This window comes from Pseudomonas sp. USTB-Z, from assembly GCF_019691255.1.
GTDB lineage: Bacteria > Pseudomonadota > Gammaproteobacteria > Pseudomonadales > Pseudomonadaceae > Aquipseudomonas > Aquipseudomonas alloputida.
Window position 1 is genome coordinate 273,694 of sequence record NZ_JAECZP010000005.1, and the last position, 25,204, is coordinate 298,897.

Here is a 25,204-nt window from a genome sequence, read left to right on the forward strand (position 1 = left end):
TCTCCTTACTGCCAGCTGGTAACTTCGGCATTTTCGCCATCGCCACCCGGCTGGCCGTCCTTGCCCATCGACAGCAGGTCGTACTCACCGCCGTTCTCGCCAGGTTGCCGGTAGATATAAGGGCGGCCCCACGGGTCTTGCGGCACGGCCTTCTGCAGGTACGGGCCGGTCCAGCGAGCCTCGCCACTGGGCGCGACCACCAGCGCCTGCAAGCCTTGTTCGCTGTTGGGGTAGTGGCCGACCTCCAGACGGTACAAGTCCAGGGCCTTGCTCAGCCCCTCGATCTGCGCCCGCGCTACCTTGGCCTCGGAGCGGCCTAGCTGACTGAAGTACTTGGGGGCGACGATGCCGGCCAGCAGGCCGAGTACTACCAGTACCACCAGGAGTTCAAGCAGAGTGAAGCCACGTTGCGGGTTGGTTCTGCGCTGCATGGTGAAACCCTCCACTGCATGGGGACAAGCGTTGACATGCACCATGCAACAGCCGTGCACGTCTGCCTTGGGGCCTTGCGCCATGCGGCACAGGAAGCGGCACAGTGCTTGCGTCGTGGTGAATGTCCTCGGGTTTTCCGGGGCATTTCCCCCACATCGGGGGCCACGACGAAGAGGCGACCGGCATGCGTGGACTCATCCTCGGTTTGATCTGGCTGGCGGCAGGTGCTGCCCAGGCCGATGTGTACATCTCAATCGATGCCAAGGGTGGCTACGTACTAACCAATGTCCATCGACCAGGGCGACACTATGAGAAGGTGATCAGCGAGCCGCTGGCCCAGGGCGGGCCGGTCAACGCGCAGATGATCACCGGCCGCCCTTACGCCAAGGTAGTCGCCACGGCTGCGCGCCTCCACAACCTGCCGCCGGCGCTGCTGCACGCGGTGATCAAGGCCGAGTCCGGCTACAACCCCAAAGCCCGTTCGCGGGCGGGTGCGGTGGGGTTGATGCAACTGATGCCGGACACCGCCCGCGAGATGGGGGTGCAGGACCGCCTGGACCCGGAAGACAATGTGCAGGGCGGGGCACGCTACCTCAAGCAGATGCTCACCCTGTTCGACAACGACATCACCTTGGCCGTGGCGGCCTACAACGCCGGCCCGGATGCTGTGCTGCGGCGTGGTGCCGTGCCGCCGTTTGCCGAGACACGGCGCTATGTGCCGACGGTGCTGCGGGAGTATCGAAAGTTGCAAGGGTTGGCTGATGATTCGTCTTTGTAACAACGGGCGTGCAGCTCACGGATTCCTGCAGGGGACGCGCCACCCTCAGGCTGTTTCGGGTAGTTGAAGTGAGGAGGGAATAAATACCCTTCGGCGGATGCCATCAATTTAATATTATGGTTTCCCCAAGTCTGGGCTATAACCTTCTGAAGGTGCCCAGCTGAGGAGTCCGTTATGGACGTCGCCCCTCGTTCCGTCACTCTTGAAGTGCCTGCCGGTAGCGAGCTGGCCGCCCCGCGCAAGCCATTCAACCTGCTGCGCTGGTATGCCTGGGTCAGTCTGGCCATCATTCTCTCGGTGGCTGCCGGGCTGGGGCTGATTTCCAGCCGCTTCATCATCGACGAGAGCGTCGAGCGTGATGCGTTACTCACCGCACAGTTCATCACCTCCATTGCCGATGCCGAAGTGCGCCATGTGTCGATCCCCAATGTGCGGACCATGGGCGAACTGCTCGATCCGCGCACCGACCGCAATAACTTGCCCGACGTCGACCCGCAAGCCCGGCGCAAGGCCCGCGGCGAGTTCCTTGACCATATCGCTCACCTGCCCGATATGCTGCTGGCCAATATTTACGCCTTGGACCGCACAGTGATCTGGTCCAGCAACCCGGCGCTGATCGGCAAGCTGATCGAAGGCGACGAAGACCTGGATCAGGCTTTCGAGTACAAGATGCGGGTCTCGGCCAGCTACCACAATTTCGAACAGGCGCGCGCCGAGCAGAAGTTCATCACCCCGCCCAAGCAGTTGTTCATTGAGAACTACATTCCGCTGTTCGATGCCGATGGCGATCGGGTCACAGCGATGGTCGAGATTTACAAGGAGCCCCACGACCTGATCGTACGCATCGAACGTGGCCTGATCCTGATCTGGTTGGCTATCACGGTCGGCGCTGCACTGGTCTATGTCGGCCTTTACGGCATCATGCACCGCGCCGCACGGCTGCTGGCGGTGCAGCAGAAACGACTGATCAGCAGCGAAACCTACGTGGCACTGGGTGAGGTGTCTTCGGCGGTGGCCCATAGCTTGCGCAACCCACTGGCCAGTATCCGCTCAAGTGCCGAACTGGCCCAGGCGTTCGACGAAGGCCCGGCGCAACGCCAGGTCAACGATATCATCAGCCAGGTCGATCGCATGTCGCAGTGGATCCGCCAGATGCTGCAGTCACTGCGCCCGCTGAACGACGAGGTATTGGCAGTGGACTTGCCGCAGGCGTTGCAGGAAAGCCTGCAGACCTACGCTGTGCCGCTGGCGCGCAGCGGGGTAAGCCTGGACCTGCAACCCTTACCGGCCGTGCAGGTGTTGGGGCACCCGGTATTGCTGCGCCAGGTATTCAGTAGCCTGATTGCCAATGCCTTGGAGTCGATGGAGCAGGGCGGGCGGTTGCGTATCGAGGTGGTACGTCACAACCGGCGCAGCCTGACTTTGCGCCTGTCCGACAATGGCAAGGGCATGAACGAAGAGCAGCAGCGTATGGCTTTTCGACCGTTCTTTACCACCAAACAGGGTGGGCTGGGGGTGGGGCTGGTGTTGGTGAAACGCATCATGGAACGTTTCGGTGGTACGGTCCGGCTCAGCAGCAGCGAAGGCCATGGCACGCGGGTTTCGTTAAGCTTCCGGCTGGCCTGAATATGTCAAATGACATCAATATGATTTAGTAAGATATTGATATAAAAAGGATTTAAGTTTTTGGGTGATAATCACCCAGATGTGGGGAATCATCCTATAATTATTCTTAATAAGTTTTTGCAACCTACTGAAAAATAAAGTTTTTAATTTGGTATGGTCTTGCTGGCCAAGTTTTTGCAGCGAAGTTTGTGAAGCGCGACACGCGACAAATGGCAGCTGCGACTGCCCAGGTGGATTGCTACCCAGTGGCTGCTGCCATTGGCCTTGATGCAGTTCTGAACGTACGCCCTGCGCGGGAACCACGCGATGCAGATGCTGGAAGACGAAGCGCCCGACAAGGCCAATGCGACCGCCAGCGGACGGGCCGTACCCTTGCGTGAATTCAACCTGCTGCGCTGGTTTTCGGTGATCAGCCTGTTGATCATTACCGCGGTGGCAGGTGGGCTGGGTTACGTTTCGACGCGCTTCGTGGTGCGCGACAGCGTGCAGCGCGATGCCATGCTCACCGCGCAGTTCATTCAGGCAATGGCCCAGGCTGAAGTGCGTCATTCGCAATTGCCGCCTGGCACCACCATGGGCGAATTGCTGGACCCGCGGCTGGACCTGCAGCACTTGCAGTTCACCCCGGCCTTGGCCGAATCGACCCGCGTCGAGTTCCTCGATCATGTCGAGCACCTGCCGGACACTTTGCTGGCCAACGTCTATGCCCGCGACCGCACCATTGTCTGGTCCACCAACGTAGAGCTGATTGGCAAGCAGATAGAAGTTGATGGCGATCTTGAGCGCGCCTTCCGCTCGCGCAAGGCGGTGTCGGCCAGTTATCACAAGGCCGCCGAGGATCGCGAAGAGCAGAAGTTCCAGCGCGCACCGCGTTACCTGTTCATCGAGAACTACATCCCGCTGTTCGACAGCCAGGGTGAGCAGGTATTGGCCATGGTGGAAATCTACAAGGAGCCGCAGGACCTCATTCGGCGCATCCAGCGTGGCTATGTGCTGATCTGGGCCTCGACACTGGTGGGTGGGGCGTTGATTTACTTCGGCCTGTTCTGGATCGTGCGCCGTGCGGCGCGCATGCTGCATCTGCAGCAGGAGCGGCTGGTGGCAAGCGAAACCTACGTGGCGCTGGGAGAAATGTCGTCGGCCGTGGCTCACAGCATGCGTAACCCGCTGGCCAACATTCGCTCCAGCGCCGAACTTGCCCAGGAAACAGCCAACCCTGCTGCGCAGAAGAACATCACTGACATCATCAGCCAGGTCGACCGCATGTCGCGCTGGGTGCGCGACCTGCTGGTGTCGCTACGCCCGGCCAGTGACGAACCCGAGGCCGTGGACTTGGTGGCGGCCATCGAGGACACCCACCTGGCCTTCGCCCAGCAGATCGAACGCAACGGCGTGCGCTTTCATTTCGAAGGGCCTGATGTGCAGTGGGTGGTCAGCCAGCCGCTACAGCTTACGCAAATTCTCAACAGCCTGTTTTCCAACGCCCTGGAGGCCATGCCCGCGGGCGGGATGCTCAATGCCCAGGTCAATGTGCAAGAAGGCCAGCGTGCCGAGTTCGTGCTGACAGACACGGGCAAAGGCATGAGCCAACAGCAGGAACGGATGGTGTTCAAACCGTTCTTCACGACCAAACAGGGTGGCCTCGGTGTAGGCCTGGCCCTGGTCAAACGCATCATGGAACGTTTTGGCGGCTCGGTCAGCCTGAGCAGCCGCGAAGAGGAAGGAACCCGCGTCAGCCTTACATTCAATATTGCAGCGGGAGGGGAACATGGAGCACAGCATCCTGGTCGTCGAGGATGATGAAATCCTTGCCGACAACATTCGCACCTACCTCAGCCTCAAGGGCTACGAAGTCATCGTGTGCCACAGCGCGGAGCTGGCGCTGGAGCAGATCAAGCGGGCGCAACCTGACGCGGTGCTGACCGACAACTCGTTGCCAGGCATGAGCGGGCACGACCTGCTGCGGACGCTGGTGGCCCGCGCGCCGGACCTTAAAGTGATCATGATGACCGGCTACGGCAATGTCGAAGATGCCGTGCAGGCGATGAAGGAGGGCGCCTTTCATTACCTGACCAAGCCGGTAGTACTGGCCGAGCTCAAACTGACCCTGGACAAGGCCCTGGCTACCGAGCGTATGGAGCGCACACTGTCATTCTACCAGGAGCGTGAGGCGCAGAAGTCCGGGTTGCAGGCATTGATCGGCGAGTCGCCGGTGATGCTCACCCTCAAGCACACCCTGCGCCAGGTGCTCGATGCCGAGCGGCGCATGGCCAGTGACGACCTGCCACCGGTGCTGATCGAAGGCGAGACCGGTACGGGCAAGGAACTGGTGGCCCGTGCCCTGCATTTTGATGGTTCGCGCAGTAAAGGGCCGTTCATCGAGTTCAATTGCGCTTCGATCCCTGCCAACCTGCTTGAGGCTGAACTGTTTGGCCACGAGAAGGGCGCGTTCACCGATGCCAAGGAGCGCCGGGTGGGGCTGGTGGAGGCTGCCGATGGCGGCACCCTGTTCCTTGACGAGATCGGCGAAATGGACCTGGTGCTGCAGGCCAAGCTGCTCAAGTTGCTGGAGGACCGCAGCATCCGCCGGATTGGTGCGGTGAAGGAACGCAAGGTGGATCTGCGGGTGATCAGCGCCACCAACTGTAACCTGGAGCAAATGGTGCAGCAGGGCAAATTCAGGCGTGACCTGTTCTTCCGGCTTCGCATTATCGCCCTGAAGGTGCCGCGCCTGTATTCACGCGGGCAGGACATTCTGCTACTGGCGCGGCATTTCCTTGCCCACCATAGCCGGCGTTACGGCAAGCCGAACCTGCGCTTTTCCGCCGAGGCCGAAAGCCTGATGCTCGGTTATAGCTGGCCTGGCAATGTGCGTGAATTGCGCAACATGCTGGAGCAGACCGTGTTGCTGGCGCCGAACGAGGTGGTCCAGGCGCATCAGTTGAACCTGTGCATGACCTTGGTTGACGAGCCGTTGGCGCAACAGCCGATGGCGGCCATGTTCGAAATGCCGCGGCACGAGCCAGAGCCGGGTACAAGCCTGCCTGACATGGAGCGTGACCTTGTCTGCAAGACCCTGGACCGCACCGACTGGAACGTGACCAAGTCGGCGCGGATGCTTGGGTTGTCGCGGGATATGCTGCGTTACCGGATCGAGAAGTTGGGGCTGACCCGGCCTGACAAGCGTCAGTGGTAGTACAGGCCGTGTCGTCAGGGGTTACCTGTGCCCGAGCTGCCTTCTCCTTGCCGGCCGGTACCTTCCGATCCACTGCCATCCATTCCCGGCAGATCGCGGTTGTCATTCTGCTGCGCCGGCGGGCTTTGCGGTTCGTTGCCCTGTATGCGCGGGTCGGTGTCCCGCGGCAAAGGCTTCTCGATCGGGTTGAGGGTGCTGTCCACGCCTGGCTGTGGCGCCGTATTGTGCGGGTCGTCGGGGTAGGTCGGACCGGTGCCGACAGCAAAGGCCAGCGGCGAGGCGAGCAGGGCAATCGACAGGATGATTGAGCGGGGCATGGCAGGCTCCTTTGCTATACGGGTAAGGCTCATACTTCTCTTCGGCCTTACCCGGAACGTCAAGGTGCCATTACCCCGATCAACGGTCACACCACCAGCGACAGCAACATGATGAAAATGATGCCGACGATGGACAGGATCGTCTCCATCATGCTCCAGGTCTTGAAGGTTTCTGCCACGGTCATGTTGAAGTACTGCTTCACCAGCCAGAAGCCGGCGTCGTTCACATGCGACAGGATCAGCGAGCCGGCACCGGTGGCCAGTACCAATAGCTCACGGTTCACCCCCGGCACCAGGTCGATCACCGGCGCCACGATACCCGCGCCGGTGATGGTGGCGACCGTGGCGGAGCCGGTCGCGATGCGAATCACCGCCGCCACCAGCCATGCCAGCATGATCGGCGAAATTTCTGCCTGCACAGCCATCTGCCCGATCACGTTGCCTACGCCGGTGTCCACCAGCATTTGCTTGAAGCCACCGCCAGCGCCGACGATCAGCACGATGGCGGCAGTCGGTGCCAGGCTCTGGTCGAGCATCTTCATGATCTGCTGGCGGTTGAAGCCGCGGGCCGAGCCGAAGGTGTAGAAGGCCAGTAGCAGGGCGGCGAGCAGGGCGGTGATCGGGTGACCGATCAGGTCCATCCACTGGCGCACGATGTGCTCGGCCGGCAGCACCACGTCGGCGAACGTTTTCAGCAGCATCAACGCGACCGGCAGCAGTACGGTGATCAGGGTGATGCTGAAGCTTGGCAGGTTGCCCTGATCGGACTCCTTGGCGATCTGGTCCATCAACTCCTGGGACGGGTTGCCCGGGATGTAGCGGGAAATGAAGTTACCGAACAGAGGGCCGGCGATGATCGCGGTGGGCAGTGCGACGATCAGGCCGTAGAAGATGGTCTTGCCAATGTCAGCGTGGAAAATGCCGATCGCCAGCAAGGGGCCCGGGTGTGGTGGCACCAGACCGTGCACCACCGACAGGCCGGCCAGCAGCGGAATGCCGATTTTCACCAACGAGACGCCCGAGCGCCGGGCGACGATGAACACCAGGGGAATCAGCAGCACAAAGCCGATTTCGAAGAACAGCGGGATGCCCACCAGGAAGGCGGCGAACATCATCGCCCAATGCACGTTCTTCTTGCCGAAGGCGCGAATGAGGGTTTGCGCGATCTGGTCGGCACCACCGGAGTCGGCCATCAGCTTGCCGAGCATGGTGCCCAGGGCGAGCACGATACCGACGAAGCCGAGTACGCCGCCAAAACCGTCCTGGAACGATTTCATGACCTTGGCCACCGGCATGCCGGAAGTCAGGCCCAGGAAGCCGGCCGCGAGGGTGAGGGCGACGAAGGGGTGAACCTTGAAGTGGGTGATCAGCAGGATCAGCCCGACGATGGTAACCAGCGCGTCGAGCAGCAGGAAGGTATCAGTAGCCAGTCCGAACATGGTTTGAAGGCCTCGGTCTTATCGTTGTTTTGGGCGTAGCTTTTTGGAGTCTTTGCCGCGTTTACGGGGTGGGGTAGCGCTGTCTTTGGTGAGACGGAAAAGCCGCCGAGGTCAGGCGGTTTGCGCCAGGCCCGGCTCACCGCAGCGCTTTAGCCAGTGGTCCACCGCTTCGGCCAGTGCTTCGATCGGTTGGGTGGCGTCCAGTGCCAGCGTCAGTGGCTCGCCGCGTGGCGATTCCAGGGCCGCGAACTGGCTGTCGATGAGGCTGGCCGGCATGAAGTGCCCTGGGCGAGCCAGCACGCGTTTTTCGGCCTCGGCAGGCGACAGTTCGAGGAACACGAACACCAGCCCGGGCATGGCATCGCGCAGGGTGTCGCGGTAGCGGCGCTTGAGTGCCGAGCAGGTCAGGATCGGGCGTTCACCGGCCTGGGTGGTGGCTTGCAACTCTTCACCAAGGCGGACCAGCCAGCCGGCACGGTCGCTGTCGTCCAGCGGGATGCCAGCGCTCATCTTGCGGATGTTTTCGGCAGGGTGGAAAGCGTCGCCTTCGATCAGGCGGCCGCCGCTTCTGGCAGCGATGGCGGCGCCGATGCAGCTTTTGCCACAACCGGCCACGCCCATCACCACAATGGCGGACAGGGGAGAATTCATCAGTACCTCCTGCGGGTGAGGTAGCGCTGTCTCGCCGTTGACGAACAGCCATCTCCCCGGTGTTATTGGTCTTGTCCTTACGCAGTATGGACGCCTGGTGGCAAGCGCGTAGTGGCTGCTACCAAAGATTACATTGCCTGCATCCTGAGACAGCGCTACCTTAGTGGCCGTTCCCTCTCCTTGCAAGTAGTAAAATTACAACATTCATGTCCCGCACCGGCTCCCGAACTACAGGTCGTCCCACCCTGGCTGAAGTTGCCAGGCTTTCCGGGGTCTCCCCGATTACCGCTTCGCGCGCCTTGCGCGGGGTCAGCACGGTTGCGCCTGACCTGGTGGAAAAGGTCATCGCCGCAGCGGCGAACCTTGGCTATGTGGCCAACCCGGCGGCGCGGGCGCTGGCCTCAGCACGCAGCCAGTCAGTGGTGGTGTTGATCCCGTCGTTGTCCAACCAACTGTTCATCGACACCCTGGAGGCCATTCACGAGGTCATGCGCCCTCGTGGGCTAGAGGTGCTGATCGGCAACTATCACTACGACCTTGCCGAAGAAGAGAACCTGATCCGCAATTACCTGGCCTATCAGCCCTGCGGTATTTTGCTGACCGGCTTCGAGCGTAGCGATGCTGCGCGGCAGATGCTGGCTGCCAGCGGCGTGCCGTGTGTGCACATGATGGAACTCAATGGTGAGCCAGGGGCTTTGTCAGTCGGCTTCTCGCAGCATCAGGCCGGGCGTGCTGCTGCACGGCACCTGATCGAGCGCGGGCGCAAGCGCCTTGCATTCATTGCCGCGCAGCTGGACCCGAGGGTGATGCAGCGTGCCGAGGGTTTCCGTCAGGCTTTGGCAGAGGCTGGTTTGCAGGCTGCGGAGCTGGAGGTATTGGCCCCGGAGCCATCGTCGATTGCCCTGGGCAGTGTGCTGTTCAGCCAGCTGATGCAGCAGGCGCCGGATGTCGACGGTATCTTCTTCTGTAACGACGACCTGGCTCAGGGCGCGGTGCTGCAGGCCTTGCGTCAAGGGGTGGAGGTGCCACGCCAGGTGGCGATGGTCGGTTTCAACGATTTGCCTGCGTCGGCGCATATGGTGCCGCGGCTGACCTCCATTCGCACACCACGGGCTGCGGTGGGGCGGGGCGCGGCACAGGCGCTGCTGGCGTTGCTGGATGGCAAGCGGGTGACGAATGCGCAGCAGGATCTGGGCTTTGAGCTGATGGTGCGCGAGAGCTCCTGAGAGCGTCCGCCAAGGCGTTCGCGCGCGAATCCCACAGGAATGATTGGCCCGAAACGAAGGTGCAGCGGGTTTACCTGCGAAGCAGGTGATGCGGGGCATGGCACCGGCTGTGCCGGTGTTCGCGGGTGAACCCGCTCCTACAGGCGCTGTCGATGCCACGACTTGCCAGCGGCGATCTATGCTCAGAAAACCGCGCATAGGGAGCCCCGCGTCATGTTCGATTTCCACCGCAAGTCTGATTTGGCAGAAATCCAGCGCAGCCGCCAGGCGTTGGCCAATGCGCAAGCCAAACTGGCCGCTATCGGCCGTTCCATGGCAATGATCGAGTTCGCCCCTGACGGCACTATCCTCGACGCCAACGAGCGCTTCTGCCAGGCCATGGGCTACAGCGCCGACGAACTGCGAGGCAAGCACCACAGGCTGTTCTGTGAGCCGGACTATGCAAAAAGCGCCGAATACCAGCAACTGTGGCGCGAGTTGGGGCAGGGCAAGGCAATCAGCGGTACGTTCGAGCGCATCGACAAGGCGGGGCGCGAGGTCTGGCTGGAAGCCAGCTACATGCCCGTGCTGGACGAGCACCGGCAAGTCACCAGCGTAATCAAGGTGGCGTCGGACATCACCCAGCGGGTGGTGCTGGAGCACGAGAGCGAAAGCCTGCTCAAGGCCATCAGCCGCTCCATGGCGGTGATCGAATTCACCCCGCAAGGCCGGGTGATCAAGGCCAATCAGAATTTTCTCGACACCATGGGCTACCGCCTTGATGAAGTGGTTGGCCGCCATCACGGGCTGTTCTGCCTGGCGCATGAACGCGAATCGGCCCAGTACCGGGAGTTCTGGGCTTCGCTGAACCGTGGCGAATACCACTCGCACCGCTTCGAACGCGTCAACAAGCACGGCCAGACTGTTTTCCTGGAGGCCTCCTACAACCCGATCTTCGACAGCAAGGGCCGCCTGTGCAAAGTGGTCAAGTTTGCCAGCGACATCACCCATCAGGTCTGCACCCAGCAAAGCGCCGCCCATGCCGCCCATGCCAGTTCGGTGCAGACCGATGCCTGCGCGCGCAAGGGTACCGAAGTGGTGCAGCAGACCGTGCAGGTAATCGAGCAGATTTCCCAGGAGCTTAACGACGCAGCGCGCAGCATCGATGCGGTAAACAAGCAGTCGGATGTGATCGGGCAGATTGTGCTGACCATTCGTGGCATTGCCGACCAGACCAACCTGTTGGCCCTTAATGCAGCCATCGAGGCCGCGCGTGCCGGCGAGCACGGGCGAGGCTTTGCCGTGGTGGCCGATGAGGTGCGCAACCTGGCCGCGCGAACCAGCAAGGCCACCCTGGAAATCGTCGATGTGGTGCGGCAGAACCACGACCTGTCGCTATTGGCAGTGGCCAGCATGCAATCGAGCCTCAACCGTACCGGTCACGGCGTGGCACTGGCCAATGAGGCGGGGACGGTGATCATGGAAATTCAGCAAGGTTCACGCCACGTCGTGGACGCCATCAGCCAGATCAGCTCGACGCTGCAATTGCATTGAGCGCCTCGCGCATCTCGTCAAGCAGCGCCTGCAGGCTGACTTGCAGTTGCCCGCGTTGCTCAACGGTTGGCAGCCCTCGTGCGTGGGCGTGTTCGATGGCTTCACAGTCTTTGACCACGGCGCGCACCCTGATCATTTTGGCGCCACCCTTGATGCGGTGGGCCAAGGCGCGTACGGCTTCATCAGGTGCGTCTGTGGCCAAGGCACGCAGGGCGGCCAGGTCTTCACTGACGCTTATCGACAACTGCTCCAGCAAATGCCGCGTCAACTGTTCGTCGTCCTGGGTCAGGTGGCGCAATTCGGCCAGGTCGAACCCACTATGGAAAGGCTCCGGCGACGGCTGTTGAGGGCGCAGCTGGGGCAGATGGGTCTTGAGCGTACGCAGACCAATCGGCTTGAACAGGCATTCGTCCATGCCGCTGGCCAGGCAGCGAGTACGCTCCTCGGCCTGGGCGTTGGCGGTCACGCCAAGAATACGCCCTGCTGGCAGGCCGCGTTCGCCCTCCAGGCTACGAATGCGCCGGGTGAGTTCATGCCCGTCCATGACCGGCATGCTGCAATCGGTGATCACCAGGTCGAAGCGCGCTTCTTGCCAGCGTGCAAGGGCGATCTCGCCATTCTCCGCCAGTGTCACATGGTGCCCCAGGGTTTGCAGTTGCCGTTCCAGCAATAGCAGGTTGGCTGGGTAGTCGTCGACCACCAGAATATTGAGCGGGCCGCTGTTGCTTTCATGTGTCGTGAGTTGCGGGTCCGCTTGTGCCGGTGCTTCGCAGACGGGTAACCGCAGGCTGACTTGTACCCGGGTACCAACGCCCTCGACGCTCTGAAGACTCAGGGCGCCGCCCATCAGCTCGGCCAGGGTACGGCTGATGACCAACCCCAGGCCTGCCCCTTGACGTGCCCTTGGGCCATCGACCTGAACGAAGGCACTGAACAGCCTGGCCTGGTCGGCGGGGCTGATGCCGATGCCGGTGTCACGCACATTCAGCTCGATGGCCAGAACGCCGTGGCCGGCAACTTTGGGCAGCAGCAGGCATGCCTGCACTTCACCACGGTCGGTGAACTTGATGGCGTTGCTGATCAGGTTGGACAGAATTTGCTTGAGTCGCAGTGGGTCAGCCAGCACCCATACCGGCTCTGCAGGCAGCTCGCCCTGCAGATGCAACCCTTTGGCCCGGGCATTGCCTTCGAACACACGCAGCGTGGCGCGCACCAGTTCGACCAGATTGGTAGGCACCGGTTGCAGGCTGATATGGCCGGATTCGATGCGGGAAATGTCGAGAATATCGCCAATCAGCTCTAGCAGGCCAATGGCCGAATCATGGGCGGTCTGCAAGGTCTGGGCGTCGCTGCGGCCGCTGCGGCTATCTTCCAGGGCCAGTTCCAGCAGACCGATCACCGCATTCATCGGCGTACGAATCTCATGGCTCATGGTGGCCAGGAAGGTGCTTTTGGTCTGGCTGGCCTGTTCGGCATCGTCTTTGGCCTGGCGTAACTGTTCCAGCAGCCCACGGCTCAGCGCGAGCTGTGCCTGCAGTGCGTGCTGTGCCTCGGTTCGCTGGTTGATCAGCTTGCGCAGGTAGCTGTTCCAGAACACCACCCCGGCCAGCAGCAGGGCCGACAGCACCAGCACCTGCAAAGCCAGGGTGCGGTAGTCGCGCCATGGGCTGTCGCTCACCAGTGTGCTGGTGCGCCAGCGGTTGATCAACTGGTCCAGTTCTTCAGGTGGAATGCTTAGCAGCGCCTTGTCGAGAATGGCCTGCAGCTGTGGCTGGTCGGCGGCTACGGCAAAGGCGGCAATGGCCGGGGCGTCGTCGAGCACGCTGGCAATGCGCAAACGGTCCTTGAACACATGGCTGATGTAATAGGCCGCATTGATATGGCTGCTCAGGGCCACGTCGGCAACACCGTTGGCCACGGCCTCCATCTGGCCCAGGGGGTTGTCAACTTCGACGATCTCGGCCTGCGGGTATCGCTGTTGCAAAACGGCCTGCTGCGGTGAGCCGCGCACCAAGGCGATGCGCTTGCCATCCAGGGCCTTGGCCTGTGCAGGTGATTCACCGTCGTTGCGGGTGACAAGCACGCGCGGGCTGACCAGGTAGGGGCGGGTGTAGCGCAGTTGCTTCAAGCGGTCGGCACCATAGCCCAGCGCCCCGATCATCTGTGCCTCGCCGTGCACCAGGCGGTCGATCATGGCCTGCGATGAAGCACTCTCGACGGGTGTGAACTGCAGCCCAGTGCGCAGCGAGATCTGCTTGAGCAGGTCCAGGGTGATACCGCTAGGGCGGTGCTGAGCATCGTTGAACGTCAAAGGTGCCAGCGAGGTATTGACCAGTACGCTGATAGTGGGGTGGGCGGTGATCCAGGCTTCTTCTTCTTCGCTCAAGGCAGTGAGGTGGCGCTGCAGCAGCAGGCTGGTGTTACCACTGCTCCAGCGGCGCAGAATGTTCAGGCGTTCACTTTCGCTTATGCGTGACAGCGCCTTGTCCACCAGCCGATGCAGGCGCGGGTTGTCGCTGGCTATGGCGAAGGCAAAAGCCTCTGGAGCCAGTTGGGAGAAATGGTCGATTTTCAACGTGCCCTGAAAACTTTTGCCGATCATGTAGTCGGTGCTGATCGCATCGCCCAGATAGGCGTCTGCCTCGCCCAGCACCACAGCAGCGAGCCCGGCCAGGGTTGAGCGGTACAGGCTCAGTTGCGCCTTTGGGTACAGGGTGCGAACGCTGACGGCCGGCAGGTAGTGATCGACCATCGCCAGGCGCAGGCCGGCGAGGTCGGGCGTGCTTTTCAAGCTGTGCCCCTCACGGGTGACGATCACTGGCAGGTCGTCGGCATAGGGGGTGCTCAGGCTAAGCTGGGCGTCTGCCGCTTCGAAGGCGTTGGAGCTACCTAGCAAGTCGATATGGCCATCACGCAGGGCAGTGATGGCCTCGTGACGGCTGTCAAAACGGCGTACTTCAATGGGTATGTCAAGCTGCTCGCCGATGATGCCGGCGTAGTCTGCGCTTAACCCCTCATAGTCATGCTGACTGACATTGATTTCGAACGGGGGGTAGTCGGGGCGCGCGCTACCCAGTATCAGGCGTTGGCGATTTTTCAGCCAGTGGCGATCATCGCCGGATAACGTCAGTGGGGCAGCGGCACTGATTGAGCGCGCCAGCAGATGGCGTGGTTCGCTGCTGGCCTGCAGCACAGTGGAGTTGGCCAGACTGATAGCCAGAAGGACGCTCGCCAGCAACAGTTTCATGGTAGCCGAGCGCTCAATAGACGCTGTTGCGCTTGGCCAGGTCGACCATTTCCACGAGAGACTCAGTCTTGAGCTTTTCCATGATACGGCCCCGGTAGGTGCTGATGGTCTTGGCGCTGAGGTTCATGCACGTGCCGATGTTCTTGTTGTTCTCGCCGCGCGCAAGGCGCCGCAGCACTTCCATTTCTCGGTTGGAGAGACTGGCCAGGCGCACTGGCTCGCTCTCCAGCGAGTTGCTGTTGACCGACATTTGCGGAAAGGTCGAATAACCTTTGGTCAGGGCCTTGAGGGCGAACAGCAGGGCCTCGTGGTCCTCTTCCTTGGTGACGAAGGCACCTATCCCGGCATCCAGGCAGCGGCGTACATACAGGTCAGTGGCCTGGCCGGTCAGCACCATGATCTTCGGTACCGGCTCCAGGCTCTGCAATCGCTTGATAACTTCCATGCCGTCCAGACCAGGCAGGCCGATGTCGAGAATGACTACGTCAGGGCGCAGTTCACGGGCTACCTGAGCCACTTCACTGCCGTTGCCGACCTCGCCGATGACATGGAAGCGCTCGCGTTCGAGCAGTAGGCGCAGGGACAGCCGGACAATAGGGTGGTCGTCGACGATCAGCACGGTTGTCATGAGGAAAACTCCTGTAGGGATGTGGTCCGCTTCCTGGAACACTCAGGAATACGTCTGCAAGTGGGGTTATCGGAAGCGCTGCACGATACGACCATTCCCGAAGTTTGGTAATGCCGAGTATAGAAGTGTTGAAAACCCCAGTGCTTTTTGTTGAAAAGTCCTACAAGAAACAGGAAAGACATCACCCTGAGAAAGCGGTGATGCCGCTTCTTTGCAGTTGTTCAGGCGCAGGCAGCGTGCGGTTTGTGTAGACGCAGTGTGGAGGCAGGGTTGTTGGCCAATGCCTGGCCGACCCGCGTCGGGCGGGCTACCAACTGCCCGGTACAATTTGGGCAGCGGCCTTGGAAGCGGGTTTCGGCACAGGCACGGCAGAACGTGCATTCGAAGGAGCAGATCATAACGTCGGGGCTGTCACCCGGCAGATCGGCATCACAGCACTCGCAGTTGGGGCGTAATTCCAGCATGGGCATGGCTCCTGTTCGCAGGCGGGAACCCGGAGTCTGCTACGCCCGAGGCAAGGCTGGCAATGTTCAGTCGCCAGGGCGGTACAGGTGGGCATGCCCGGCACGGTACAAGGCCGATTCGGCGAACGGTGTATCCCCCAGTACGTGGCCTACCAGGATCAGCGCCGTGCGCCGGAAATCCTTGGCCGCTACGCGTTCGACGATATCACCGAGGTTGCCGCGCACCCAATCCTGGTCTGGCCAGGTGGCCCGATGCACCACCGCAACCGGGCAGTGCGCGCCGTAGTGCGGCATCAACTCAGCGACAATGCGCGACAGGTGCTTGACCCCCAGATGAATTGCCAGGGTGCTGCCATGGCGCGCCAGGTCGCCTAACTGCTCACCCGGCGGCATGGGCGAGCTGTCGCCATAGCGGGTGAGGATCACGGTCTGCGCCACTTGAGGCAAGGTCAGCTCGCAGCCGAGCAGGGCGGCGCTCGCTGCCGTGGCGGTAACGCCGGGGATGATCTGGTAATCGATGCCCAGCGCCTGCAGGTGGCGAATCTGTTCACCGATGGCGCCGTACAGGCTGGGGTCGCCGCTGTGCACCCGGGCCACATCCTGACCTTTTTCGTGTGCGCTGCGCATGGCAGCGATGATCTGTTCCAGATGCAGTTCGGCGCTGTTGATCACGGTTTCGGCCTGGTGGCCTTCGAGCACGGCGGCGGGTACCAGTGAACCGGCATAAATGATCACCGGGCACTGACGAATCAGCCGTTGGCCCTTGACCGTGATCAGCTCCGGGTCGCCGGGGCCGGCACCGATAAAGTAGATGGTCATGCAAAGTCCTGGCAAAAAAGAGGGTACGAAACGCTCAGCAGGCCAGGGCGAGCGTTGCCGGGCCCAGTACCTGGCGCGTCAGCAGCAGCCTGGCCGTACCCTGCCGCTGGCTGGCCAAGGCCAGTGCCGCGCTCTCGGCTACGCCCCAACAGCCACTGTGCTGGTGGGCAGCGGCGGAACGGTGGCTGAGCAGTGGTTCATAGGGTTGCAGTTGCGCGCCATGGTACAGCACCAAGGGCAAACCGAGGCGCTCTGCCAATTGCTGCAAGCCGGGCTCGTCGGCCTTCAGGCTGATGCTTGCGATGCCGCGCAGGTCGGCCAGCGCCAGCCCCTGATTGTCCAGGGCCTGGCGCAGCAAGCGTTGCAAGGCATCTGCCGGGCAACCCCGGCGGCAGCCAAAACCGGCATAGAAGGCAGGCATCAAGCCTGGCTGGAACGGCGGAACAGCCAGGCGCTGAGCAGGCCCAAGGCCAGCCAGAAGGCGGCGTTGGTCAGCCAGGAGGCGACTTTGAACTGGGTTTCCAATGCTTCAGGGGCCAGGCTTTCGTGCACCTCGGGTTGCGGTGCACCGATCACATGAGGAATGACCAGCAGCACGGCGCCCAGTGCCTTCAGCAGCCAGTGGCGGGCGAACACCAGCAAGGCCAGGCCCAGTGCTGTGGCACTGGCTGTACCGACCCACCAGGTTTGGCGTTGCCCCAGGTCGGCGGCCGCAGTCCCCGGCAGTTCTGGTGGCAAGCCCAGGGTGGGAGCCAGGCAGAACACGGCGAAGCCAGCCAACCCCCACAATGCGCCAGTGGCAGCGCGTTTGGGCTCGCGAAGGCTGTACAGGGCGGCGAGGATCAGGGCGAAGCCGACTGCGACCACCAGGTTGCCGCCTGTGGTGGACAGCACGCGCTGCCAGCCGTCTTCCGGCGACCAGGCTTCGGCGCTGTGTTCATGAGCGGCCACTTCGCTACCGTGTTCGTGGTGTGCGGCCGGGGCTGAGGACTCGTAGGTTTCCGCCTCCAGAATCAGCGGAGCCACCCAGAAGCTTTGCAGCAAGGTCAGCAACAGGGCTGCAAGGAGCCCGCTGAAACCCGCAGTACGGGCAATGCGCGTGATCATCAGGCGTACTCAGTGGCAGGGGAAGGCGGCGCTGTGGCGGGTGTCGTGGGCGGCGTTGTGCACAGCCTCAATGTGCGAGAACCCGGCAAAGTACACCAGGCACAAACCCAGCAAGCTGGCACCGACGGCGATGATTACACGCTGGCTGAGGGTAACGGGGGTAGCAAGGCTGTGTTGTTTGGCGCTGGTGACGGGCATGACGCGATCCTCTGCTTTTTGTGGGCAATGGGCGAGCGCGGCAGCCCCGGACGTGGTCGCCCAAGGGAATGCAACAGCGCCCGCCCACCGCGGGGTGTTCATGAACGCCAGGCCGGTCTCCGGGCTTGCGAGGAAGAGCTGGGCTCCTGGAACGCGTCACCTTCCCATGCCGTACTACGAGGCACAGTGGTACAGACGCTTCACTCGCTTACCGTTGCGGGGGCAGCACCGGCATTGTCCAGCCCTGCTGAAGGGCCTGGGACGCACCGGTTTCCCGTTTCACCCCCTGAGGGGCACCTGAACGCGAGGCATAAGGAGAGCATGGGGCGGGCTTGGCGTCAATGTCATACAGCGCGCGAGCCTTCCGAACAGCAGGTATGACAGGCTCAGGCCTGCCGTGTTCTTCCAGCAGGCAGAAGTGCAGAAACCGGGCGATCACCCGCGGGCGAATGCCGCCAGCTTGTCGCCATCCAGGCGGTAGCGTACCCACTCATCCTGCGCCTGGGCCCCCAGCTTCTGGTAGAAGCCGATCGCTGGCTCGTTCCAGTCCAGCACGCTCCATTCCAGGCGCCCGCAGTTATTCGCCAGCGCTTCGCGGGCAATGTGCTGCAACAACTGCCGGCCGGCGCCATCGCCGCGTTGCTCGGGGGTTACGTACAGGTCTTCCAGATAGATGCCATTGCGCCCGAGCCAGGTCGAGTAGCTGTAGAAGTACACGGCAAAGCCAATTGCACGGCCATCACGCTCGCACATCAGGGTGTGCACAGTGCTGCCTTCGTCGAACAGGCTGTGCTCGATGTCGGCAAGGGTGGCGACCACCTCGTGGCGCGCGCGTTCGTACTCGGCCAGTTCGGTGATGAAGGTGAGGATCTGCTCGGCATCGGTACGAACGGCAGGGCGAATGGTGAGGCTCATGGTGACGGCTTCCTTGATCCGGATTGTCGGTACAGTGATGTGTATCTGCGTAATTTAATAAAACTGTACCGGTTGCTGGGAGTGGCGCTCCGTTAGTGTGACAGCACCCATAAAGAAAGTGGAATGCCCGCCATGCTTGCCTCTGCCGACCTGCTGACCGCCTTTGTGCTGTTTGCCTTCGTGTCTTCCATCACCCCGGGCCCCAACAACACCATGTTGCTGGCCTCGGGGGTGAACTTCGGCGTGCGCCGCTCGGTCCCTCACGCCTTGGGTATCAGTTTTGGTTTCATGCTGATGGTGCTGGCCGTCGGCCTGGGGCTGGGTGAGGTATTCAAGGCCTGGCCACCCCTGTACACGGTGCTGCGCTACGCCGGCGCCGCCTATCTGCTGTACCTGGCCTGGAAGATCGCCACTTCCGGGCCGGTCGGCACGGCCGCGTCCAGTGCCCGCAAACCGCTGGGCTTCTGGGGGGCGGCGGCGTTCCAGTGGGTCAACCCCAAGGCTTGGGTGATGGCGGTAGGGGCGATTACCACCTACACGCCAGCGCAAGGCTATGTAACCAACGTGATCGTCATTGCGGCCTTGTTCGCGTTGGTCAATTTGCCCAGCGTGGGGGTATGGGTGATGTTCGGTAGCGCCCTGCGCAACCTGTTGCAAAATTCGCGCTGGCTGATGCTGTTCAATGTCGTGATGGCCCTGTTGCTGGTGATTTCACTGTACCCGCTGCTGTTTGTAGAATCAGCGTTTTCCTGACCTCGAGAGTACAGTAAGCCGATGCAGTTGATTCCCTGGTCCCACGAATGCGCCGAAGGTTTCACCCTGCGTGGCTGGCGAACCCCGGCCAGTGGCAAACCGCTGCTGCACTTCCTGCATGGCAACGGCTTCTGTTGCCTGGCCTACCAACCGTTGCTGATGCGCCTGGGCGAGCATTTCGACCTGTGGCTTTGCGACGTTCAGGGCCATGGGGACAGTGACCATGGTGGGGTGTTTCGTGGCTGGAACCGCACCGCTGCCTTGGCGGTGGAGGCCTTTCAGGGCGGACGTGGCGAGTATGGCGACGTACAGCGGTTTGCCGTAGGGCACAGCTTTGGTGGCGTGCTTACGGGGCTGATCCTGGGCAGTGAGCCGCAACTGTTCGCCCGTGCCGTGCTGCTCGACCCGGTACTGTTCAGCCGACGCATGATCGGCGTGATGGGGGTGGCCGCCCTGGTTGGCCTGCATCAGCGCCACGCCCTGGCCCGCAAGGCAGCCAGCCGCCGCAGCCACTGGCCCGATCGCGAGTCGGCGTTGGCCTCGCTGCAAGGGCGCGGCATCTTCAAAGGCTGGACCCATGCGGCGCTGCAGGCCTATGTCGAGCATGCCATCGGTGAGTGTGGCGAGGCCGTGGTGCTCAAGTGCCGGCCCAGCCGTGAGGTGGAGATCTTCAGCTCGTTCCCTAAACGCATGTGGGCCAGCCTGGCTGCAATCAGGACGCCGACACGGGTGTTGTATGGCGAAGACACCTATCCCTTTGTGCCACATTCGGTAAATCGCCTGGCGCTGCTAAACCGCAATGTGACCGCACGGCAAGTTCCCGGTGGGCATTGTTTCATGCAGGAAGACCCGGCCATGGCGGCCGAGCAAGTGCTCGATTTTTTGCAAGGTTGACTGTTCTGCAGATGGGACGATGCATGCCATTTCAGCCGTCTACCGCTTGATTGGCATCATTGATAAGGTTACCTCAACCAAGAGAGGAGCCTTCTCATGAAAAAAATTCTGGGTATTCACCGCAGCCCTCACGCCCATTGGGTGGGGGATGGTTTCCCGGTGCGCAGCCTGTTCACCTACGACAACCTGGCCAGCCGGATCAGCCCGTTCCTGCTGCTGGATTACGCCGGCCCGCACGATTTCGCCCCGACCCAAGCACGACGCGGCGTAGGCCAGCATCCGCATCGCGGCTTCGAGACCGTGACCATCGTCTACCAAGGTGAACTGGAGCACCGTGATTCAACCGGTGCTGGCGGCTTGATCGGCCCAGGTGACGTGCAGTGGATGACGGCTGCCAACGGGATCATTCATGAAGAGTTTCATTCCCCGGACTTTGCACGCAGTGGCGGCACCCTGGAAATGGTCCAGCTGTGGGTGAACTTGCCGGCGCGGAACAAGCGTGCAGCGGCTGGCTACCAGACGCTGCTGGCCGGCGACATTCCGGTGGTAGCGCTTGACGGTGATGCCGGGCGCTTGCGCGTGATTGCCGGTGACTACCATGGCCACCACGGGCCGGCCAGAACCTTCACCACGATGGACGTGTGGGATTTGCGGCTCAACGCCGGCGCGGCCTTGCAGTTGCCGGTTGCTGCCGGTCGCAATGCGGCGCTGGTGGTGTTGCGTGGTAACGTTCGAATCAATAGCGAGCGCGAAGCAGGCCCGTCGAGCCTGGTGCTGCTCGACCGGGAGGGTGTAGACGTAGCTGTCGAGGCGCTGGACAACGCAAGTGTGCTGCTGCTCAGCGGTGAGCCAATCGATGAGCCGATCGTCGGCTACGGCCCGTTCGTGATGAACAGCCAGGCGGAGATTGCCGAGTCGTTCGATGATTTCCATGCCGGGCGGTTTGGGCAGATGCAGGAGGAGAGGGGAGGTGCCGCGCACTGATCCTGCTGATCGGGTGGCCTGTCCCGGCCCTGTCGCTGGCAGGCCATCTTCCCTCGGCCACCCGGCTGCACATTGGTCAACGCGTTGCTGACCAGGACCACTCGTCGTCAAGTCTGCTAATGCAGTCGAACACTCGGCCCACGCGGAGAATCTTCCACTAAGGTGCTAAAGGATCCCCCGCAAGCTCATTGCCCGGGCGCATGGACAGCTGGCCGAGCATGCGCAATATCAATTGGCGCCCCGCCCGACAAAGGCGTACCCCAAACAACAGGCCATCCCACAGAGAGGGTCGTACCATGTCGTTGATAGGCGTTTCGATACTAGAGATGCGGCAACTGATCGAGCAGGCCTGCTTGCCTGACCGCTGTGAAGTCAGCTGCCCGGACGGCGCCCACCTGACCATCCGCCTGGGTCAGGGCCAGGATCTCGATCAGGGCGTGACCCTCAGCGGGGTCGCGCTGCAAAACCTCAACAGTTGCCGTGACCTGGTCAACCTGGTGGACCAGCTGCATGCGCTGCGTGACAACCACCCGGCGCCGCTCAAGGCGATCGCCTGAACGCGCCTGTCGTGCCCCGGTCAGTCCAGGCTGGCCGGGCGTACGTATTCCGGCATCAGGCCGTTGAACCAGAACAGGATCATTGCCACCAGGATGGTCACCAGCAGCAGCAACCCTACCCCCCAAACGCACGTTGCAAACAATAACGCCTGCTCTTTCTTCAGCCGCATGAAGGTCTGCAACCCGCCATATAGCAACACGCTGGCATACACAGAGGCAGCCATCAGCGCGGCAAAGGCGAGCCAACGAATTGGCATCAGACCAACCACTCCGGCAAAGAACCAAGGCGTAGCGCAATAGGCGGCAAAACCGATGCATTGGTTCAGGCTGGGCTGTGTATTGAACCCTCGTGACATCCAGCGGATCATCACGCCCATCAGCATCACACCTATCACAGTGGTGGTATACAGCAGGCCTGCCAATTGCGCGGCGCTGCCGATGCTAAGGCGTACCCGCTCCTCGGCCGCCAAGCTCCAGCCGAAGGTCGTAGTGCCGACGAAGAGGCACACGGCGGGTATCAGCGCCAGGGCTAGCAGGCGTGGCAGGTATTGCTGTGGGTTGTCTTCCTCGGCCCGGCGGATGTCCAGCCAGGCGTCGGCGGGGTGGGTGAAGAGCTTGAATAACGGACTGTTCATAGCGTTCTCCGGTAGGCAAAAGCCCTTTTGCTATGGAGACACGCGGCTCTTAGCCAGTTCAGCCTGGATGGCCGCCGTTGATCGGCTTATTGCAGTTCCAACAGCAGGTTCAGGCCACCGTCGCCGCACTTTCCCTTCTCGCGAACCACGCCGTGGTAACTCCGCCCATCCCAGACGAAGGCCACACTGTGAGCTCGGTCGATCTTGTCAGGCAGTGGGGGGCAAACGTGCAGGCGCAGCCCTGGGCGACCCTGCAGGTTGAGGGCGGCGAGTTGGCATTGGCATTCCACCCGTTGCGCCACCGGGCCGAACAGGGTGTCGCGTACGTAATCGAGCTGCAGCGAAGCATTGGGTGCGCGGCCAGGCATCTTCATCGGTACATGGCTCCGTTGCAACGGCTCGAAGAACCAGGCGGGTTGGGCATGGCAGGCTCCAGACAAAAGAAAGGCGGCTTATCATTCGAAGCTTGCCTGGCCAAGATGTTCAATGTGTTTCATGTGCGTTCATCTTGTTTTGCGCGGGGTGGCAGATGACGGCCCCTGTTCAGGCACCCGCCTTGCGCAAGGTCAGGTTGATCCGCCGTTCGCCCAGGCGCGGATGCACACCAGGTTTGATCGGTAGCACGCCGTGGAAGCGCAAGCGGTCTTCGCCGCCCCAGACGAGCACATCGCCGTGGCTCAGCGCAATGCGCTGAGCCTTGTCGGCACGCTGCAGGCCGCCGAACAGGAACACCGCCGGTAAGCCCAGCGACACCGACACGATCGGCTGGCCGAAATCCTGCTCGTCGCGGTCCTGGTGCAGACTCAGGCGTGTGCCTGGCAGGTAATGGTTGACCAGGCAGGCATCCGGCACGAACCCGTCAAACCCGGCCATGGCTGCCGCGCGGGAGGCCAAGGCGAGCAGAACCGGGGGCAGGGCGGGCCAGGGCTGGCCACTGAGTGGGTCGCTGGGGCTGTACCGGTAGCCATGGTGATCACTCACCCACCCCAGCGTACCGCAGTTGGTCAGGCCCACTGCCATGCGCAGGCCTCCTGGGGTGTACATGTGCCGGAACGGCGCAGCACGCAGCACCGGACGCAGGGCATCGAGCAGCGCCTCGGTTTCGGCCAGGGCGAAGCCGGGCAGCAGCACAGTGTGGCTGGCCAGGCGTTGCGGCTGGGGGCCGAACAGGTCGAGGTCGGACTGGATCATGCGGCTGCACATCTTCGAGCGGTTTGCCATTGTACCCGACAGATACACGTCAAGGGATTGCACACGCCGGCCGGATCGAACGATTGCAGAGGGCGGGATAACAGAAAAAGGAACCGCGGCACCAGGGAGAGAAGCACCGCGGTTCAAGGGGGAGCGGTTTACTGCTGGGTCACAGTGGCCAGGTTCGCGCTGCCCAGCTGGGTGATGGTGGCGGATTGGGCGACACCACTTTGGTCGACGAACGCCTTGTTGCTTTGGCCTCCCTGGGTCACGTAGGCGACGTTGATGCTGTCGGTCTGTTTGATGGTGGCTTCGTTTCCGCTTCCGTAGAGTTGGTTGGTGTAGCTCTGGTTGCTATAGCCGGACTGGTCGAGCGTGATGGTGTTGCCGGTGCCCTGGCTGCTGCCGTAGGCATAGTTGTCGGTACCACGCTGGTCGGCGATCAGAATGTTGTCAGTGCCGTTCTGTTCGAAGTACAGCTCGTTGCTGACGTCATCCTGCTTGGTCGACATCTGGTTGCCTGTACCCGTCTGGCTCAGCGTGGCCTGCTGGTCAGCGCCCTTCTGGGTCAGATTGACGCCGTTGCCATTGCCCGTCTGGTTGATGGTAGCGTTCTGGTTGGTGCCGAACTGGCCACCCATCTTGGCGCCTTTCCAGTTACTGGCGGTGATGCTGTTGCCATTGCCTTGGGTGTTGATGGTCAGGTTGAGGTTCTCACCATTCTGATAGGTGAAATGCAGGTTGTTGTTGCCGGTTTGGGTAATGGTGGTGGTCGAGTTGTTGGTCTCGAACTGGTCCGACCAACTGGCGTTGGCATTGCCTTGCTGCGACAGGCTGACCTTGTTGCTGACGCCGAAGCTCTGGTCGATATAGCCTTCGTTCGACTGGCCGGTCTGGACCACGGAGGCCTGGCTACCGATCTGTGTGTCCTGCCACACTTCCACGGAGTTGCCGCCCCCGTACTGGCCAATGGCAATGGTGCCACCGGTGCCTTCGCGCTGGTCGCCATAGGCCCAGTTGTCGTGGCCATCCTGATGGACCTGGATATCGCCATCGATATGGTTCAGGTGCTCGGCGGTGGCGTAGTTGTCCTGGCCGGTCTGGTTGACGGTGCTGCGGTTGTTGCTGCCACCGAAGGTCTGCTCGATGAACGCCTCGTTGCGCTGGCCGGATTGCCAGCTGGTGGCTTTGCTGCCTTCCTGGCTGTCCTGCCACACGGTGGATTTATTGCCGACGCCTTGTTGGGTTTGCAGCGATTCGTTGTTCGACCCTATCGACTGGCTGGCGAAGGCATCGTTGTAGCTGCCTCCGGCGTGCTGGGTGATCTGGCTGCCGTTCTCGAACAGTTGCTCAGCGTAGCCGGCGTTGTACTGGCCGGTGGCGCTCTGCTGAATATCGCTGGTGCTTTCGGTCTGCACGGCGAGGTGGTTGTGGCCCTTGCCTGTCTGGTTCTGGGTGGCCGAGGCGAAGGATGCCTGGGTCTGAGAGACTTCGGCGATGTTTTCCTTGCCGTCCTGGGTCTGGGACGAGGTGCTGTCAGCAGCCATGGCCTGACCTGCGAGGGCCAGGACGATAGCGGCACTTAACGGAGCGAGCTTGTACATGGTGGTGCCT

Annotated in this window: 25 protein-coding genes, 2 pseudogenes and 1 riboswitch; of the genes and pseudogenes, 11 read left to right on the plus strand and 16 right to left on the minus strand. The window is 62.0% G+C overall.

Features of this window, described 5'->3' with window-relative positions; translation table 11 throughout:
- Positions 1–5: 5 nt before the first annotated feature.
- Positions 6–431 carry a type II secretion system major pseudopilin GspG gene (gspG, locus tag I8746_RS08645; protein WP_012052184.1) on the minus strand — a complete coding sequence of 142 codons (426 nt, stop codon included), beginning with the start codon at positions 429–431 and terminating at the stop codon, positions 6–8.
- Between the two features lie 185 nt (positions 432–616).
- On the opposite strand from gspG, the gene I8746_RS08650 reads away from it, so the two are divergent.
- From I8746_RS08650 to I8746_RS08665, 4 genes are all read left to right on the plus strand, one after another.
- The gene (locus I8746_RS08650; protein WP_014756921.1) at positions 617–1,210 is read left to right on the plus strand and encodes a lytic transglycosylase domain-containing protein; all 594 of its coding nucleotides are present in this window, start codon (positions 617–619) and stop codon (positions 1,208–1,210) included.
- 174 nt (positions 1,211–1,384) lie between these two features.
- Entirely contained in the window at positions 1,385–2,836 is a 1,452-nt protein-coding gene (locus I8746_RS08655; RefSeq protein ID WP_010954289.1) for a HAMP domain-containing sensor histidine kinase, read from the plus strand.
- 306 nt (positions 2,837–3,142) lie between these two features.
- Positions 3,143–4,636 carry a sensor histidine kinase gene (locus I8746_RS08660; protein WP_012052187.1) on the plus strand — a complete coding sequence of 498 codons (1,494 nt, stop codon included), beginning with the start codon at positions 3,143–3,145 and terminating at the stop codon, positions 4,634–4,636.
- Positions 4,605–6,032, plus strand: a complete 1,428-nt coding sequence (locus I8746_RS08665; RefSeq protein ID WP_017148317.1) for a sigma-54 dependent transcriptional regulator — start codon at positions 4,605–4,607, stop codon at positions 6,030–6,032. The genes I8746_RS08660 and I8746_RS08665 overlap by 32 nt, the downstream gene beginning before the upstream one ends.
- A 14-nt stretch (positions 6,033–6,046) precedes the next feature.
- Here I8746_RS08665 and I8746_RS08670 read toward each other — a convergent pair whose 3' ends face one another.
- The 3 genes from I8746_RS08670 to I8746_RS08680 form a co-directional block, all read right to left on the minus strand.
- Positions 6,047–6,349, minus strand: a complete 303-nt coding sequence (locus I8746_RS08670; RefSeq protein ID WP_012052189.1) for a hypothetical protein — start codon at positions 6,347–6,349, stop codon at positions 6,047–6,049.
- Positions 6,350–6,435: 86 nt separating this feature from the next.
- On the minus strand, positions 6,436–7,788 hold the full coding sequence (locus I8746_RS08675; RefSeq protein WP_003253832.1) for a GntP family permease: 1,353 nt from the start codon (positions 7,786–7,788) through the stop codon (positions 6,436–6,438).
- Positions 7,789–7,899: 111 nt separating this feature from the next.
- Entirely contained in the window at positions 7,900–8,439 is a 540-nt protein-coding gene (locus tag I8746_RS08680) for a gluconokinase (protein ID WP_003253831.1), read from the minus strand.
- Positions 8,440–8,645: 206 nt separating this feature from the next.
- Here I8746_RS08680 and I8746_RS08685 point away from each other — a divergent pair, with 206 nt between their 5' ends.
- The 3 genes and pseudogenes from I8746_RS08685 to I8746_RS27510 form a co-directional block, all read left to right on the plus strand.
- Entirely contained in the window at positions 8,646–9,665 is a 1,020-nt protein-coding gene (locus I8746_RS08685; RefSeq protein WP_012052191.1) for a LacI family DNA-binding transcriptional regulator, read from the plus strand.
- Between the two features lie 318 nt (positions 9,666–9,983).
- Positions 9,984–10,661, plus strand: a pseudogene (locus I8746_RS27505) (PAS domain-containing protein); the annotation flags it as partial.
- Positions 10,662–10,766: 105 nt separating this feature from the next.
- Positions 10,767–11,198 (plus strand): annotated as a pseudogene (locus I8746_RS27510) (methyl-accepting chemotaxis protein); the annotation flags it as partial.
- On the opposite strand, the gene I8746_RS08695 reads toward I8746_RS27510, so the two are convergent.
- From I8746_RS08695 to I8746_RS08730, 8 genes are all read right to left on the minus strand, one after another.
- A complete protein-coding gene (locus I8746_RS08695; RefSeq protein WP_014756915.1) occupies positions 11,173–14,445 on the minus strand; it encodes a transporter substrate-binding domain-containing protein in 3,273 nt (1,090 codons plus the stop codon). The pseudogene I8746_RS27510 and the gene I8746_RS08695 sit on opposite strands and share 26 nt — an antisense overlap.
- 13 nt (positions 14,446–14,458) lie before the next feature.
- Positions 14,459–15,073, minus strand: a complete 615-nt coding sequence (locus I8746_RS08700; protein WP_003253824.1) for a response regulator transcription factor — start codon at positions 15,071–15,073, stop codon at positions 14,459–14,461.
- A gap of 221 nt (positions 15,074–15,294) precedes the next feature.
- Positions 15,295–15,537: a DUF1272 domain-containing protein gene (locus I8746_RS08705; RefSeq protein WP_012052194.1), complete on the minus strand. Its 243-nt coding sequence runs from the start codon at positions 15,535–15,537 to the stop codon at positions 15,295–15,297.
- 66 nt (positions 15,538–15,603) lie between these two features.
- Positions 15,604–16,356 carry a precorrin-4 C(11)-methyltransferase gene (gene cobM / locus I8746_RS08710; protein ID WP_014756911.1) on the minus strand — a complete coding sequence of 251 codons (753 nt, stop codon included), beginning with the start codon at positions 16,354–16,356 and terminating at the stop codon, positions 15,604–15,606.
- Positions 16,357–16,390: 34 nt separating this feature from the next.
- Positions 16,391–16,777: a cobalamin biosynthesis protein gene (locus I8746_RS08715; protein WP_003253817.1), complete on the minus strand. Its 387-nt coding sequence runs from the start codon at positions 16,775–16,777 to the stop codon at positions 16,391–16,393.
- Positions 16,777–17,463: a CbtA family protein gene (locus I8746_RS08720; RefSeq protein ID WP_014756910.1), complete on the minus strand. Its 687-nt coding sequence runs from the start codon at positions 17,461–17,463 to the stop codon at positions 16,777–16,779. Before I8746_RS08720 ends, I8746_RS08715 begins: the two co-directional genes overlap by 1 nt.
- A 9-nt stretch (positions 17,464–17,472) precedes the next feature.
- Positions 17,473–17,661, minus strand: coding sequence for a CbtB domain-containing protein (locus I8746_RS08725; RefSeq protein ID WP_003253813.1), 189 nt, complete (start codon positions 17,659–17,661; stop codon positions 17,473–17,475).
- A gap of 92 nt (positions 17,662–17,753) precedes the next feature.
- Positions 17,754–17,977, minus strand: a riboswitch (cobalamin riboswitch).
- A gap of 119 nt (positions 17,978–18,096) precedes the next feature.
- Entirely contained in the window at positions 18,097–18,576 is a 480-nt protein-coding gene (locus I8746_RS08730) for a GNAT family N-acetyltransferase (RefSeq protein WP_012052197.1), read from the minus strand.
- A 123-nt stretch (positions 18,577–18,699) separates the two neighbouring features.
- Between I8746_RS08730 and I8746_RS08735 the strand changes: the two genes are divergently transcribed.
- From I8746_RS08735 to I8746_RS08750, 4 genes are all read left to right on the plus strand, one after another.
- The gene (locus I8746_RS08735; RefSeq protein ID WP_178085927.1) at positions 18,700–19,329 is read left to right on the plus strand and encodes a LysE family translocator; all 630 of its coding nucleotides are present in this window, start codon (positions 18,700–18,702) and stop codon (positions 19,327–19,329) included.
- 21 nt (positions 19,330–19,350) lie between these two features.
- Positions 19,351–20,223, plus strand: coding sequence for an alpha/beta fold hydrolase (locus tag I8746_RS08740; RefSeq protein WP_014756906.1), 873 nt, complete (start codon positions 19,351–19,353; stop codon positions 20,221–20,223).
- 96 nt (positions 20,224–20,319) lie between these two features.
- The gene (locus tag I8746_RS08745; RefSeq protein WP_012052200.1) at positions 20,320–21,207 is read left to right on the plus strand and encodes a pirin family protein; all 888 of its coding nucleotides are present in this window, start codon (positions 20,320–20,322) and stop codon (positions 21,205–21,207) included.
- Positions 21,208–21,503: 296 nt separating this feature from the next.
- Positions 21,504–21,764, plus strand: coding sequence for a DUF1652 domain-containing protein (locus tag I8746_RS08750; RefSeq protein ID WP_012052201.1), 261 nt, complete (start codon positions 21,504–21,506; stop codon positions 21,762–21,764).
- Between the two features lie 20 nt (positions 21,765–21,784).
- Here the strand turns inward: I8746_RS08750 and I8746_RS08755 are convergent, their stop codons facing one another.
- The 4 genes from I8746_RS08755 to I8746_RS08770 all read right to left on the minus strand — a co-directional run bounded on the left by I8746_RS08755 (position 21,785) and on the right by I8746_RS08770 (position 25,194).
- Positions 21,785–22,399: a Yip1 family protein gene (locus I8746_RS08755; RefSeq protein ID WP_012052202.1), complete on the minus strand. Its 615-nt coding sequence runs from the start codon at positions 22,397–22,399 to the stop codon at positions 21,785–21,787.
- Between the two features lie 86 nt (positions 22,400–22,485).
- Positions 22,486–22,773: a hypothetical protein gene (locus I8746_RS08760; RefSeq protein WP_003253801.1), complete on the minus strand. Its 288-nt coding sequence runs from the start codon at positions 22,771–22,773 to the stop codon at positions 22,486–22,488.
- Positions 22,774–22,942: 169 nt separating this feature from the next.
- Positions 22,943–23,590 (minus strand): DNA oxidative demethylase AlkB, encoded by a 648-nt coding sequence (alkB, locus tag I8746_RS08765; protein ID WP_041168593.1) that lies wholly within the window; start codon positions 23,588–23,590, stop codon positions 22,943–22,945.
- A gap of 158 nt (positions 23,591–23,748) precedes the next feature.
- Entirely contained in the window at positions 23,749–25,194 is a 1,446-nt protein-coding gene (locus I8746_RS08770; RefSeq protein WP_041168415.1) for a curlin, read from the minus strand.
- Positions 25,195–25,204 lie beyond the last annotated feature (10 nt).